Here is a 14,000-nt window from a genome sequence, read left to right on the forward strand (position 1 = left end):
CATGGGCTTTCGCCTGTCGAAGATCTACACCCGCACCGGCGACAAGGGCGAAACCGGACTCGGCGACGGCCGCCGGGTGCCCAAGGATCACCCGCGCATCGAAGCCATTGGCGAGGTCGATACGCTGAACAGTCAGGTCGGTGTACTGCTGGCCGGATTGATCGCCGAGCGCGAAACCTGCCCCGGGCTGAATGAGCTGATCGATGTGTTGGGGCCCTGCCAGCACCGATTGTTCGATCTCGGTGGCGAGCTGGCGATGCCGGAGTACCAGGCGCTGAACACAGCGGAAATCGAACGGCTGGAAGCCGCTATCGATGTCTGGAACGAGGACTTGGGGCCGCTGGAGAATTTCATTCTGCCGGGCGGTTCGATGCTGATTGCCCAGGCCCATGTCTGCCGCAGTCTGGCGCGCAGTGCCGAGCGGCGTTGTCAGCATTTGAATGCGATCGAACCGTTGGCCGGGGTTGGCCTGGCGTATATCAACCGCTTGTCGGATCTGTTGTTTGTGGCGGCCAGGCTGATCGCCCGGCGTCAGGGTATTGCCGAGATTCTGTGGCAACCGGCGGCGAAACCTTCAGAGGTGTAGCGCCTGGAAGTCAGTCATCGCTGGCAAGCCAGCTCCCACAAGGTTCTTGATCGTTCACAAGTATTCTATGAAGCCTTAAACCTGTGGGAGCTGGCTTGCGCGATGAGGCCACCGGCCTCACCGCAAACTCAGGCCTGTGGCCAGAACGCCCGAATCCCCGCCACACCCTGCGCTCCGGCATCCCAGGCTTTTTCGCGCTCCGCCGGGCCGACTCCACCCAACAGGAACACCGGTTTGCTGAAGCCTTCGATCAGCGTCGCCGCCTGCTCCCAGCCTAACGGCTGTGCATCCGGATGAGTCAGAGTCGGTTGCACCGGCGACAGGGTGACAAAATCCACACCCATCTGCTCGGCCAGTGCCAGTTCTTCAGCGTTGTGGCAGGACGCTGCCAACCAGCGCTCCGCCGGCAGCGGGCGCCCCGCCGCCGCGTACTTGCGCAGCTGCGCAGAAGTGATGTGCCAGCCGGCCGCCGGGAAATCCCCCAGCCACTCGAACGGGCCCTTGATCATCAACTGCGCCTTGCCGGCGCACAGGCCGACCGCGTCCACCGCCAGATCGCGGTACTTCGGGTCGTAACCATTGGGCGCGCGCAGCTGGATCAGCTTGATGCCACCGGCAATCGCCTTCTGGATACCACGCAGCAACGCCGGAGCTTCCAGATCTTCCGGGGTAATCAGGTATTCGACGGGCAAGCGCGCCGCCGCAACGATAGGCTGGTTGGCTGCCGGGAATTCGTAGTCGCCCAACTCGCGCGCCGTCACCCACGCCAAGGGCTGGCCCTCGGCGCCATGAGGCTCGCCGGTAAAACTCGAAACTTCCCAGACATCCAGCAACACCTGCTTGTCCGGGTAATCATGGCGAACCTTGATCAGCGGCCGCGCGGCGCCGACGACAATGCCCAACTCTTCCTGCAGCTCCCGAGCCAGCGCGGTTTGCACCGACTCATCGGCTTCGACCTTGCCACCGGGAAATTCCCATAGACCGCCCTGGTGCTGGGTGTCAGCACGGCGGGCGATCAGGATTTTGCCGCTGTCGTCACGAATGACGGCAGCAGCGACGTGTACGCGTTTCACGACTGCAACTCCTCCAGTCCTGCCTTTTGCCAGGCCTTGAAGGCAGGCCATTGGTAAACGGTTTCAACATAGGCTTCATCTTCGGCCGGCAACTGCACCTGATAGGTACGCAGACGCACAGCAATCGGCGCAAAAAACGCATCGGCCAGCGACACTCGACCAAACAGATAAGGCCCAGGCTCGGTCGCGACAGCGCGGCATTCGGCCCACAGCGCGAGCATGCGCTCGATGTCGACCTTCACCTCCGGCGGCACCGGGTTGAGCGGCGCATCGTGGCTCAGGTTGAACGGCATGTGATTGCGCATGGCGAAAAAGCCGCTGTGCATCTGCGCGCAGGCGGACCGGGCCTGGGCACGGGCGGCGATATCGGCAGGCCAGAGTTGTTCGGAAGGAAACTGTTCGGCCAGGTATTCGGCAATCGCCAGAGAATCAGCGACGGTGCCACGGGCGGTTTTCAGCAGCGGCACCTTGCCGGTGGGCGAATGCTTGAGCAGTCGCTCGCGGGTGTCAGGCTTGCCGAGCTTGACCAGTTCTTCGGTGTAGGGCGCACCGGTCAGTTCCAGCGCCAGTGCCGCGCGCAGGGACCAGGAGGAAAGCAGTTTGTCGCCGATGATCAGGTGAAGGCTCATGGTCGGGTCCTTTCATGGGACAGAAGAAAAGGAGGTCCGCAGACCTCCTTCTTCGGCAGGGATCAGGTGCGGTATTCGGCGTTGATCTTCACGTACTCGTGGGACAGGTCGGTGGTCCAGATGGTTTCACTGCAATCGCCGCGACCCAGTTCGATACGGATGGTGATTTCTTCCTGCTGCATCACTGCCGAGCCCTGGGCTTCGGTGTAGGTCGCGGCGCGGGCACCACGGCTGGCGATGCACACCTCGCCGAGGAACACGTCGATCTTGCTCACATCCAGGTCCGGCACGCCGGCACGGCCGACGGCGGCGAGGATGCGGCCCCAGTTCGGGTCCGAGGCGAACAGCGCGGTCTTGATCAGCGGCGAGTGGGCCACGGTGTAGCCGACGTCCAGGCATTCCTGGTGATTGCCGCCGCCGTTGACTTCAACGGTCACGAACTTGGTCGCGCCTTCGCCGTCACGCACGATGGCCTGGGCCACGTCCATGCACACTTCAAACACGGCCTGCTTCAGCTTGGCGAACAGCTCGCCTTCGGCGCGGGTGATTTCCGGCAGTGCGGCCTTGCCGGTAGCGATCAGCATGCAGCAGTCGTTGGTCGAGGTGTCGCCGTCGATGGTGATGCGGTTGAACGACTTGTTGGCGCCGTCCAGCATCAGGTTGTGCAGCACATCGCGAGAGACTTTGGCGTCGGTCGCGATGTAGCCGAGCATGGTCGCCATGTTCGGACGAATCATGCCTGCGCCCTTGCTGATGCCGGTGACGGTGATGGTCACGCCGTCATGCTGGAACTGACGGCTGGCGCCTTTTGGCAGCGTGTCGGTGGTCATGATGCCGGTGGCGGCAGCTTCCCAGTTGTTTTCCGACAGATCGTCGAGCGCGGCCTGCAGAGCGCCTTCGATCTTCTCGACCGGCAGCGGCTCGCCGATCACGCCGGTGGAGTACGGCAGGATCTGGCTGGCATCCACGCCCGTCAGCTCGGCCAGTTTGGCGGTGGTGCGCTCGGCAGCGGCAAGCCCCGGTTCGCCGGTACCGGCGTTGGCATTGCCGGTGTTGGTCAGCAGGTAACGCACCGGGTTCTGCACGCGCTTCTTGGCCAGGATCACCGGCGCTGCGCAGAAAGCGTTCAACGTAAACACGCCCGCCACGGTAGAACCTTCGGCGCAACGCATCACGACGACATCCTTGCGCCCCGGGCGCTTGATGCCGGCCGAAGCGATACCGAGTTCAAAACCGGCAACCGGGTGCAACGTTGGCAAAGGACCAAGACCAACAGCCATGAATGCGCTCCTTACTCAATGATGTCAGCACCGCCAAGCGTAGTGACGGTGGTGTAAATGGCAAAACGCCGCGACGGCTGGTGCCGGTCGCGGCGCGGGTATTTCAGCGATTGAAACGGGGTTTACTGGATCTGCCCGTGGCAATGCTTGAATTTCTTGCCCGAACCGCAGTAGCACAGTTCGTTGCGGCCCAGCTTCTGCTCGTTGCGAACCGGCGCGGCAGCGAGGGCCACGTCGACCTCTTCACCGACCAGTTCCGGTTGCGCTTCCAGGCCAGGAGCCTCGGCGTGTTCGAACTGCATGCGCGCGGCCAGCGCTTCGGCTTCCTGACGCAGGCGTTGCTCTTCTTCGGCCGGATCTTCGCGGCGAACCTGAACGTGCGACAGCACACGGATCGAGTCGCGCTTGATCGAATCCAGCAGTTCGGAGAACAGCGTGAAGGACTCGCGCTTGTATTCCTGCTTCGGGTTCTTCTGCGCATAACCACGCAGGTGGATGCCGTGACGCAGATGATCCATGGTCGACAGGTGGTCTTTCCACAGGTCGTCCAGAACGCGCAGCACGATCTGCTTCTCGAACGAGCGCAGGGCTTCGGCGCCAGCCTGGTCTTCTTTTTCGTTGTACGCGGCGATCAGCTCGTTCATCAGCTTCTCGCGCAGGGTTTCTTCGTACAGGTGATCGTCTTCGTCGAGCCATTGCTGGATCGGCAGCTTCACGCCGAAGTCGCTGGCGATCGACGCTTCCAGACCGGCCACGTCCCACTGCTCTGGCAGCGATTGCGGCGGAATGTGCGCGCTGACGGTGGCGTTCAGGACGTCCTGACGGAAATCAGCGATGGTTTCGCCGATGTTGTCCGCGGCCAGCAACGTGTTGCGCATGTGATAGATCACTTTACGCTGTTCGTTGTTGACGTCGTCGAACTCGAGCAGTTGCTTGCGAATGTCGAAGTTGCGGCCTTCAACCTTGCGCTGTGCCTTCTCGATGGCGTTGGTCACCATGCGGTGCTCGATCGCTTCGCCAGGCTGCATGCCCAGGGCTTTCATGAAGTTCTTCACCCGGTCGGAGGCGAAGATGCGCATCAGGCTGTCTTCCAGCGACAGGTAGAAGCGGCTGGAACCGGCGTCACCCTGACGGCCGGCACGGCCACGCAGCTGGTTGTCGATACGACGGGATTCGTGACGCTCGGACGCGATCACCTGCAAGCCGCCGGACTCCAGCACTTGCTGGTGACGCTTCTGCCAGTCGGCCTTGATCTGAGCGATCTGCTCAGGGGTCGGGTTTTCCAGCGACGCGACTTCAACTTCCCAGTTGCCGCCCAACAGGATGTCGGTACCACGACCGGCCATGTTGGTGGCGATGGTCAGGGCGCCGGGACGACCGGCCTGCGCAATGATTTCAGCTTCTTTTTCGTGGAACTTGGCGTTCAGAACCTTGTGTTCGATGCCTTCCTTTTCGAGCAATGCGGACATGTGCTCGGAGGTTTCGATGGTCGCAGTACCCACCAGCACCGGCCGGCCGGCGGCCATGCTTTCCTTGATGTCATTGACGATCGCCGCGTATTTCTCTTCGGCGGTCAGGAACACCAGGTCGTTGTAGTCCTTACGGGCCAACGGCTTGTTGGTCGGGATCACGACGACTTGCAGGTCATAGATCTGATGGAATTCGAACGCTTCGGTGTCCGCGGTACCGGTCATGCCGGACAACTTGTTGTACAGACGGAAGTAGTTCTGGAACGTGGTCGATGCCAGCGTCTGGCTCTCGGCCTGGATGTTCAGGTTTTCCTTGGCCTCGATGGCCTGGTGCAGGCCTTCGGACAGACGACGGCCGGGCATGGTACGACCGGTGTGTTCGTCGACCAGTACGACCTGACCGTCCTGCACGATGTATTCAACGTTGCGATGGAACAGCTTGTGCGCACGCAGACCGGCGTAGACGTGTGTCAGCAGGCTCAGGTTGTGCGCCGAGTACAGGCTCTCGCCTTCGGCCAGCAGGCCGATGCTGGTCAGTTGGTCTTCGATGAACTGGTGACCGGCTTCGTTGAGTTCGACCTGACGGGTCTTCTCGTCAACGGTGAAATGGCCTTCCTGGGTGACTTCGCCTTCGACTTCTTCGACGTGCAGCTTGAGTTTCGGGATCAGCTTGTTGATCTCGATGTACAGCCTGGAGCTGTCCTCGGCCTGACCGGAAATGATCAGCGGGGTACGCGCTTCGTCGATGAGGATGGAGTCGACTTCGTCGATCACGGCAAAATTGAGTTCGCGCTGGAATTTCTCTTCCATGCTGAACGCCATGTTGTCGCGCAGGTAGTCGAAACCGAATTCGTTGTTGGTGCCGTAGGTGATGTCGGCGGCGTAGGCGGCGCGTTTCTCTTCCGGCGGCTGGAAAGGCGTCACGATGCCGACGCTCAGGCCGAGGAATTCATACAGCGGACGCATCCAGTTGGCGTCGCGGCGGGCCAGGTAATCGTTCACGGTCACAACGTGCACGCCCTTGCCGGACAGCGCGTTGAGGTAAACGCCCAGGGTACCCACCAGGGTCTTGCCTTCACCGGTGCGCATTTCGGCAATCTTGCCTTCGTGCAAGGTCATGCCGCCAATCAGCTGGACGTCGAAGTGGCGCATGCCCATGACCCGCTTGCCGGCTTCGCGGGCAACCGCAAAGGCTTCCGGCAACAGCTGATCAAGGGTCTCCCCCTTGGCAATGCGGTCTTTGAACTCTGCGGTCTTGGCGCGCAGTTGATCGTCCGAGAGGGCGACCATCTTCTCTTCGAAGGCATTGACGAGCTGCACCGTCTTGAGCATGCGTTTGACTTCACGCTCGTTCTTGCTTCCAAAAAGTTTCTTTAACAAAGGCGCAAACATATCGGCAGGATCTTCCACACTAAAGGGATGGAGGGCGGCCCCGTGAGTCGCCCGTGCAGCCCTCATGGCCGCATGCGAACGAGCATTCTACCCGGAAACGGTGGTGAGGAAAGTGGGGATATTCCACGATGCTGGCACTGCGCTTTGACGGGGCTCACTTAAAATAGGGGCGTTTTGCTCAACTTCAAGCCGTACAGGAAAGAAGTTAGTCGTTGATTTAATGGGCAAAGCAGGGACAAAAGCAATGGGCGAGTGAAATGGGTGCTATCTGCTACCATGGCGCCTCTGCAACTTCAGGTTCTAGATCATGGCATTTCGCCCTCTTACAGCCAGAGCGCCCGCCGTTCTGCTACGCGAAGCCAGGCCGTTGAAAGCCATCCTCGGTCACGCCCAGCGCCTGGCTCATCTGCAACGTCTGCTCGAAAGCCAACTGCAACCCGCCGCCCGTGCACACTGCCACGTCGCCAAGTGGCGCGAAGGCGAACTATTGCTGATCGTCACCGACGGTCATTGGGCCACGCGTCTGCGCTATCAGCAGAAACGTCTGCAACGGCAACTGCAGATGTTCGACGAGTTCGCCAATCTGACGCGGATCAAGTTCGCCGTGCGGCCACCGACCCTCCAGCGCGAGGCGAACGGGCCGACGATCGACCTGTCGACGGATGCGGCGGCGACCATCCAGGCCACCGCCGACGGGATCAGCGACCCAAACCTGCGGGCGGCACTCGAACGACTGGCCGCCCACGCCAAACCCAAGGCCTGAGCCTTGTTGATCAGCGGCGCTTGCTGCCGCCGAGCAATGACCCCATCAGGCCGCGCACCAGTTGTTTACCCAGCGAATTCGCTGCCTGGCGCATGGCCGACTTGAGCGCCTGTCCCGCCGCCGTGCCGAGGAATTCTCCGGCCCTGTCCGCCAGGCTTGGCTCTTCAGCGACCGGTTTGCCAGGCGCCACTTCAGCCTCCGGCGCCAGCCCCTTGCGGCCCATCAGGATTTCATAGGCCGACTCGCGATCGATCGGTTTGTCATAACGGCCCTTGAACGGCGAACCGGCGATCAGCATTGTGCGCTCAGTCTCGGTCAACGGCCCGATGCGCGATTGCGGCGGCGCTACCAACACTCGCTGCACCATTTCCGGCGTGCCCTTTTCTTGCAAGGTGCCGACCAGGGCCTCGCCAATCCCGAGTTCGGTGAGCACCGACAATGTGTCGAACGCCGGATTCGGCCGGAAGCCATCCGCCACCGCCCGCAGGGATTTCTGCTCCTTGGCGGTAAATGCGCGCAGGCCGTGCTGGACCCGCAGCCCCAGTTGCGCCAGCACATCGTCCGGCAGATCGCCCGGCGACTGGGTGACGAAATACACGCCCACACCTTTCGAGCGAATCAGCCGCACCACTTGCTCAAGCCGCTCCTGCAATGCCTTGGGCGTGTCACCGAACAACAAATGCGCCTCATCGAAAAACAGCGCCAGCAACGGTTTGTCGGCATCGCCACGCTCAGGCAGTTGCTCGAACAGCTCGGCCAGCAGCCACAGCAGGAACGTTGCATAGACTTTCGGCGCCTCATGCACCAGACGACTGGCATCCAGCAGATGAATGCGTCCGCGACCGTCAGCGGTCGGCTGCAGAATGTCTTCCAGTTGCAACGCCGGCTCGCCGAACAACGCCTCGGCGCCCTGCTGCTCCAGCGTGGCCAGACGCCGCAACAGCGCCTGACTGGAGCCGGTGGTGAACAGCGCCGCGTCTTCGCCCAGCAGCTGCGGATTGTCCTTGAGATGATTGAGCAGTGCCTTCAGATCCTTGAGATCCAGCAACAACAGGCCTTCGCGATCCGCCACCTTGAACGCTGCGTACAGCGCCGACTGCTGGCTGTCGCTCAGTTCCAGCAAGGCGCCGATCAGCAGCGGGCCCATTTCACTCAACGTAGTGCGCAGCGGATGACCGGACTGACCGTGGATGTCCCACAAGGTCACGGGATACGCCTGAGGCTTGTGATTGAGCCACGGCATGCCGGCGATGCGCTCGGCGATCTTGCCCTGAGGGTTGCCGGCAGCACCAAGGCCGCACAGGTCGCCCTTGACGTCGGCGGCGAACACCGCGACCCCGGCGTCGCTGAACGCCTCGGCCAGGCGCTGCAAGGTGACGGTCTTGCCGGTACCGGTAGCCCCGGCCACCAGTCCGTGACGGTTGGCCAGGCGCATGGCCTGGGCGATCGGTTGCCCGGCGAGGTCGGCGCCGATTACGAGTTGCGAGGAGTCAGGCATTTGGTCACCCAATGGTTAATCTTTGTCGAGCATGGCCGATAGAGAGAGTGAGAGACCCGATCAAAAGTCAGGTCTGAGATTTCCCTAAGGAGAGACGGAAATATCAGTGCGCTTTCACCCCTGCCCATTTTGCGTGCCTTTATAAAAGCACGCCCTGGACATTAAGACCTTAGCGGAACCCCAAGCCATGAACAAAAATCTGCGTTTCAGCCATAAAATTTTGCTTGCCGCCGCCCTCATCGTCATTGCCGCCTTCGCCTCGTTCACGCTGTACAACGACTGGTTGCAGCGCAATGCGATCCGCGAGGACCTGGACAATTACCTCAACGAGATGGGCGAGGTCACCGCCGACAACATTCAGACCTGGCTCGGCGGGCGCATCCTGCTGATCGAGAACGCGGCCCAGAATATCGCCATCAATCCCGAGCCCGCCGCCGTCGCCAGTCTGCTTGAACAGAAAGCCCTGACCTCGACCTTCATGGCGTCCTACCTCGGCGACGCTACCGGGCACTTCACCATCCGCCCGGATGCGAAGATGCCGGACGGTTTCGATCCGCGTGTTCGCCCTTGGTATAAAGGTGCCGAAAGCAGCAGCACCTCGACCCTGACCGAACCGTACATCGACGCGGCCACCGGCCAGACCATCATTTCCATCGCCACCGCCGCGAAAAAGGCTGGCCAGAGTGTCGGCGTGGTGGGCGGCGACCTGAGCCTGCAAACCCTGATCAACACCCTCAGCGCCCGGGATTTCTCCGGCATGGGCTACGCGTTTCTGGTCAGCGCCGACGGCAAGATTCTGGTGCACCCGGACAAGGCGCTGGTGATGAAATCACTGAAGGAAGCCTATCCGCAGGACACCCCGCGCATCAGTAGCGATTTCAGTGAAGTCACCGTCGATGGCAAGACCCGCATCGTCAACTTCACACCGATCAAGGGTCTGCCGTCGGTGAACTGGTATATCGGCTTGTCGGTGGACAAGGACAAAGCCTTCTCGATGCTCAGCGAATTCCGCACTTCGGCCGTGATCGCGACCGCGATTGCCGTGGCGATCATCATCGCCCTGCTCGGCATGCTGATCCGCATTCTGATCCAGCCGCTGCACGTGATGACCCGCGCCATGGAAGACATTGCGGATGGCGAAGGCGACCTGACCAAACGCCTGACCATCCAGAACCAGGACGAGTTCGGCGTGCTCGGCACGGCGTTCAACCGTTTCGTCGAACGTATCCACGGCTCGATCCGCGAAGTGTCGTCGGCCACCGGCCAGGTCAACGAAGTCGCCCTGCGAGTGGTCGCAGCGTCCAACTCGTCGATGTACAACTCCGACCAGCAAGCCTCGCGCACCAACAGCGTGGCCGCCGCCATCAACCAACTCGGCGCCGCCGCCCAGGAAATCGCCCGCAACGCCGCACAAGCCTCGACCCAGGCCAGCGACGCCCGTGGCCTGGCCGAAGACGGTCAGCAAGTGGTGGAGCGCAGCATCAAGGCCATGAACCAACTGTCGAGCATGCTCAGCGCTTCGAGCAGCAATATCGAATCGCTGAACAGCAAGACCGTGAACATCGGCCAGATCCTGGAAGTGATCACCAGCATTTCCCAGCAAACCAACCTGCTGGCGCTCAACGCCGCCATCGAAGCGGCCCGTGCCGGTGAAGCCGGTCGTGGTTTTGCGGTGGTGGCGGACGAAGTGCGCAACCTCGCCCACCGCACCCAGGAATCGGCGCAACAGGTGCAGACCATGATCGAGGAGCTGCAAGTCGGCGCCCGCGAGTCCGTCAGCACCATGAGCGACAGCCAGCGCCACAGCCAGGACAGCGTAGAGATTGCCAACCTCGCCGGCGAGCGCCTGAACAGCGTGACCCAGCGCATCGGTGAAATCGACGGGATGAACCAGTCGGTGGCCACCGCGACCGAGGAACAGACTGCCGTGGTCGAGTCGATCAACGTGGATATCACCGAGATCAATACGCTGAACCAGGAAGGTGTCGAAAACTTGCAGGCGACATTGCGTGCTTGCTCGGATCTGGAACAGCAGGCTTCGCGCTTGAAGCAACTGGTTGGCAGCTTCCGGATTTAAAGCCGTTCTGCCGGTCGTCTTCGTCGTTCACATCTGTCCGACGAAGACGACCAACATCCCTCCGAAACCGGCCTTGCACCCCACCGCGAAACCCCGACCGAACATCTATTCTTGATAAAGGTCAACCAAGGGAGATCAACGCGGAGGGACGTTCACCGTGCATATCGCTGACATCACCATGTTCTACGCCCCGGCCAGCGGCGGCGTGCGCACCTATCTGGATGCCAAGCACCGGCGCCTGGGTGTGAAGCCCGGGATCCGCCACAGCCTGCTGATACCCGGCGCGCATTTCGGTGAAGATGATGGCGTCTACACGGTCCCCGCCCCCGCCCTGCCTTTCGGCAAAGGCTATCGGTTCCCCTTGCGACTGGCCCCTTGGCGAAACGTACTGCAGGATCTGCAACCCGATCTGATCGAAGTCGGCGACCCTTACCTCACCGCCTGGGCCGCGCTTGATGCACGGCGACAACTGGATGTGCCGGTGATCGGTTTCTATCACTCGGACCTGCCGCTGCTGGTGGGCAACCGCATGGGCCACTGGGTCACGCCGAATGTCGATGCGTATGTGCGCAAGTTGTACGGCAATTTCGACCGGGTGCTGGCGCCCAGCCAGGTCATGGCCGACAAGCTCAGCGGGCTGGGCGTGCGTAATGTCTTCGTGCAACCGTTGGGCGTTGACCTTCAGACCTTCCACCCCGATGCCCGCGACGCCGCGCTGCGTAGCGAACTGGGGATCGCCGAGGACTCGCGCCTGTTGATCTTCGCCGGTCGGGGCTCCAAGGAGAAAAACCTGCCGGTGCTGCTCGACTGCATGAAGCGCCTGGGCTCGCGTTATCACTTGCTGCTGGTCGGTTCATCGATGCCGGCGTCCGTCCCGGACAACGTCAGCGTGATCGACCGGTTCTGCCCGGCCCCACAGGTCGCGCGGCTGATGGCCAGTGCCGACGCGCTCATTCATGCCGGCGATCAGGAAACCTTCGGCCTGGTGATCCTGGAGGCCATGGCCTGCGGCATTCCGGTGGTGGCGGTGGCGGCCGGGGCGTTCGAGGAAATCGTCAGCGAATCCTGTGGCCTGCTCTGCGCGCCGAACAATGCGCAAGCCATGGCCAATGCCGTGCGTGAGCTGTTCAGTCGCGGGGCTGGCGTACTTGGTCAACAGGCACGCCAGCACGTGGAGCGGCATTACGCCTGGGACACGGTGGTCGACAGCCTGCTGGGCCACTACCACGCCGTACTCGGCGATTCGGTTCCTCGGGTGGCCAATGGCTGAATCTCACGAGCGCCCGACGTTAATGCTGGTGCTGCATGACGTGGCACCCTCCACGTGGGCCGATTATCGAGAATTTGTCGAAGCCGTTGACCGGTTGGGCAACGTCCCGATGACGTGGCTGGTGGTCCCGGATTTCCATCGACACGATGCCCTCGAGGCCCACCCGGAGTTCTGTCGAATGCTCGACGAGCGCGTCGCCCGCGGCGATGAACTGGCGCTGCACGGCCATTTCCATGAAGACACCGAGCCTGGTCCGCGCACTGCACGCGACTGGTTCATGCGCCGGGTCTACACCCATGAAGGCGAGTTTTATCAACTGTCCCGTGAAGCCGCCCTCGCCCGCCTGAGCCTCGGCATCGATCTGTTCCGACGCCATCGCTGGCCACTGCATGGTTTCGTTGCCCCGGCCTGGCTGATGAGCGCCGGCACACGCCAGGCATTGCGCGAATTGCCACTGCGCTACACCAGCGATCCGCAACATCTTTATCACCTGCCGGATTTCACTGCGGTCGAGGCCCCGGGACTGGTCTGGAGTGCTCGCAGCGCCTGGCGTCGCGGGATATCGAGGATCGTCAGCGAACAGCGTGAGCAGCGCTGGCGTCAGGCGCCGGTGATTCGTCTAGGCTTGCACCCGGTGGACATGCGCCACCGTTTTTCCCGGGATTACTGGTGGCGCACCCTTGAACGACTGCTGGCGGACGGGCGCATCCCAATGACCAAAATCGACTGGCTGACACGCCAGCGCACGCAAGCCGAGCGTGCCGCTTGAGTCGCGGCATTCTGCTGCTGATCGGCCTGCTGGTGGCCGTGGCGGTTCCTGTCCTGCTTGGCGGCGGCGAGACCTGGGAGCGCCTGCAGGCTTTCCCGCTGAATTGGCTGTTGATCATGTTCGCCATGGTGCTGCTGTGCTGGGGCATCAACACCTTGCGCTTGCGGCTGTTGCTCGGCGATCAGCGTGATCGGGTCACACCGGTCAAAAGCCTTGGGGTGGTGATGGCGGCCGAATTCGCCTGGTGCGCCACGCCCGGCGGCAGCGGAGGGCCGTTGACGATCATGGCGCTGCTGGCCCGCAGCGGCGTGCGCCCGGCCCGGGGCAGTGCAGTGTTTGCGATGGATCAGTTGAGTGATCTGCTGTTCTTCCTCTGCGCCCTCAGCGGGATCCTGATCTACGCGCTGTTCCAGCATCTCAGCGACCGTATGGAATGGCTGCTGATTGTCAGCGCCGTGTCATTGTCCGGGGGCTTGCTCAGCTGCATATTGGTCGCGCGCTATCACCGTCGTTTGATCCGCCTGAGCGGACGCCTGTTGGCCGGGATGAACGTCGAACCCCGCACCCGACGGCGCTGGGCGCGGCAGTTGCTGCACTTTCTGGCCGCGTTCACCGATGCGCTGAAGTTGCCGTGGCAGACATTGATCAAAGTTTTCGTCCTGACCTGCGTGCATTGGTCATTGCGATATAGCGTGCTGTATCTGGCGTTGCGCGGGCTGGGGGCGGATGTGCAGTGGGCCTGGACGTTTCTGATCCAGATGCTTTCGCTGGGGGCGGGGCAATTCAGCCTGCTGCCGGGCGGGGCCGGTGCAGCGGAATTGACCTCGGCGGCGCTGCTGGCGCCGATGGTCGGCAAATCGACCGCGGCGGCGGCAATCCTGATCTGGCGGGTGGTGACGTATTACTTCTATCTGCTGGTCGGTGGCCCGGTGTTTCTACTGATGCTGGGCCGGCCATTGCTGAAAAAGCTGCTGAGCGTCAGACAGGCTTCTTGAGGTCATCCTCTTCGTCCTTGAGTTGTTCCCACAGTTCGGCAGCGCCGGGAAACTCCGTGCCGTCCTCCGGACTCAGGTCATCCGGGTCATAGCGGCTCAGGCAGCCTTCGCCGAGGGTGGCAGGGGCTTTGGAAGTGGCTTTGTCCAGTGGATCGCTCATGAACGCTTCCTTACAGGGCTGCAACAAGTCATAAAAAAA

At 62.0% G+C, this 14,000-nt stretch carries 12 protein-coding genes; 6 read left to right on the forward strand and 6 right to left on the reverse strand.

The genetic code is table 11. From position 1 onward, the window contains the following. Position 1 precedes the first annotated feature (1 nt). Complete coding sequence (locus QLG12_RS01010; protein ID WP_282473732.1) at positions 2-586, forward strand: cob(I)yrinic acid a,c-diamide adenosyltransferase; 585 nt, start codon at positions 2-4, stop codon at positions 584-586. Positions 587-714: 128 nt separating this feature from the next. On the opposite strand, the gene QLG12_RS01015 is transcribed toward QLG12_RS01010, so the two are convergent. The 4 genes from QLG12_RS01015 to secA form a co-directional block, all read right to left on the reverse strand. Continuing rightward, positions 715-1,659 (reverse strand): Nudix family hydrolase, encoded by a 945-nt coding sequence (locus tag QLG12_RS01015; RefSeq protein ID WP_197870379.1) that lies wholly within the window; start codon positions 1,657-1,659, stop codon positions 715-717. Next, complete coding sequence (locus QLG12_RS01020) at positions 1,656-2,288, reverse strand: glutathione S-transferase family protein (protein WP_282473733.1); 633 nt, start codon at positions 2,286-2,288, stop codon at positions 1,656-1,658. Before QLG12_RS01020 ends, QLG12_RS01015 begins: the two co-directional genes overlap by 4 nt. Positions 2,289-2,350: 62 nt before the next feature. Further along, the gene (gene argJ / locus QLG12_RS01025; RefSeq protein WP_179693960.1) at positions 2,351-3,568 is read right to left on the reverse strand and encodes a bifunctional glutamate N-acetyltransferase/amino-acid acetyltransferase ArgJ; all 1,218 of its coding nucleotides are present in this window, start codon (positions 3,566-3,568) and stop codon (positions 2,351-2,353) included. A 122-nt stretch (positions 3,569-3,690) separates the two neighbouring features. Further along, entirely contained in the window at positions 3,691-6,429 is a 2,739-nt protein-coding gene (secA, locus tag QLG12_RS01030) for a preprotein translocase subunit SecA (RefSeq protein ID WP_197870375.1), read from the reverse strand. A 307-nt stretch (positions 6,430-6,736) separates the two neighbouring features. On the opposite strand from secA, the gene QLG12_RS01035 reads away from it, so the two are divergent. After that, complete coding sequence (locus QLG12_RS01035) at positions 6,737-7,192, forward strand: DciA family protein (RefSeq protein ID WP_197870373.1); 456 nt, start codon at positions 6,737-6,739, stop codon at positions 7,190-7,192. Positions 7,193-7,202: 10 nt separating this feature from the next. Here QLG12_RS01035 and QLG12_RS01040 read toward each other — a convergent pair whose 3' ends face one another. Continuing rightward, positions 7,203-8,690 carry a helicase HerA-like domain-containing protein gene (locus tag QLG12_RS01040; protein ID WP_282473734.1) on the reverse strand — a complete coding sequence of 496 codons (1,488 nt, stop codon included), beginning with the start codon at positions 8,688-8,690 and terminating at the stop codon, positions 7,203-7,205. A gap of 187 nt (positions 8,691-8,877) precedes the next feature. On the opposite strand from QLG12_RS01040, the gene QLG12_RS01045 reads away from it, so the two are divergent. The 4 genes from QLG12_RS01045 (at position 8,878) to QLG12_RS01060 (ending at position 13,801) form a co-directional block, all read left to right on the forward strand. Beyond that, positions 8,878-10,767 (forward strand): methyl-accepting chemotaxis protein, encoded by a 1,890-nt coding sequence (locus QLG12_RS01045; protein ID WP_282473735.1) that lies wholly within the window; start codon positions 8,878-8,880, stop codon positions 10,765-10,767. 157 nt (positions 10,768-10,924) lie between these two features. Continuing rightward, positions 10,925-12,037 carry a glycosyltransferase family 1 protein gene (locus tag QLG12_RS01050; protein WP_282473736.1) on the forward strand — a complete coding sequence of 371 codons (1,113 nt, stop codon included), beginning with the start codon at positions 10,925-10,927 and terminating at the stop codon, positions 12,035-12,037. Continuing rightward, positions 12,030-12,806, forward strand: coding sequence for a polysaccharide deacetylase family protein (locus tag QLG12_RS01055; protein WP_197870365.1), 777 nt, complete (start codon positions 12,030-12,032; stop codon positions 12,804-12,806). Before QLG12_RS01050 ends, QLG12_RS01055 begins: the two co-directional genes overlap by 8 nt. Then, positions 12,803-13,801 (forward strand): lysylphosphatidylglycerol synthase transmembrane domain-containing protein, encoded by a 999-nt coding sequence (locus tag QLG12_RS01060; protein WP_282473737.1) that lies wholly within the window; start codon positions 12,803-12,805, stop codon positions 13,799-13,801. Before QLG12_RS01055 ends, QLG12_RS01060 begins: the two co-directional genes overlap by 4 nt. Here QLG12_RS01060 and QLG12_RS01065 read toward each other — a convergent pair. After that, positions 13,785-13,961 (reverse strand): hypothetical protein, encoded by a 177-nt coding sequence (locus tag QLG12_RS01065; protein WP_007951232.1) that lies wholly within the window; start codon positions 13,959-13,961, stop codon positions 13,785-13,787. The two genes, QLG12_RS01060 and QLG12_RS01065, sit on opposite strands and share 17 nt — an antisense overlap. Positions 13,962-14,000: the final 39 nt, after the last annotated feature.

Source organism: Pseudomonas sp. V88_4 (genome assembly GCF_029967985.1).
In the GTDB taxonomy this organism is placed as follows: domain Bacteria; phylum Pseudomonadota; class Gammaproteobacteria; order Pseudomonadales; family Pseudomonadaceae; genus Aquipseudomonas; species Aquipseudomonas glycinae.

Coding starts and splice junctions, on each gene's coding strand:
- QLG12_RS01010 (WP_282473732.1), top strand. CDS start 2: ATGGGCTTTCGCCTGTCGAAGATCTACACCCGCACCGGCGACAAGGGC.
- QLG12_RS01020 (WP_282473733.1), bottom strand. CDS start 2,288: ATGAGCCTTCACCTGATCATCGGCGACAAACTGCTTTCCTCCTGGTCC.
- argJ (WP_179693960.1), bottom strand. CDS start 3,568: ATGGCTGTTGGTCTTGGTCCTTTGCCAACGTTGCACCCGGTTGCCGGT.
- secA (WP_197870375.1), bottom strand. CDS start 6,429: ATGTTTGCGCCTTTGTTAAAGAAACTTTTTGGAAGCAAGAACGAGCGT.
- QLG12_RS01035 (WP_197870373.1), top strand. CDS start 6,737: ATGGCATTTCGCCCTCTTACAGCCAGAGCGCCCGCCGTTCTGCTACGC.
- QLG12_RS01040 (WP_282473734.1), bottom strand. CDS start 8,690: ATGCCTGACTCCTCGCAACTCGTAATCGGCGCCGACCTCGCCGGGCAA.
- QLG12_RS01045 (WP_282473735.1), top strand. CDS start 8,878: ATGAACAAAAATCTGCGTTTCAGCCATAAAATTTTGCTTGCCGCCGCC.
- QLG12_RS01055 (WP_197870365.1), top strand. CDS start 12,030: ATGGCTGAATCTCACGAGCGCCCGACGTTAATGCTGGTGCTGCATGAC.
- QLG12_RS01065 (WP_007951232.1), bottom strand. CDS start 13,961: ATGAGCGATCCACTGGACAAAGCCACTTCCAAAGCCCCTGCCACCCTC.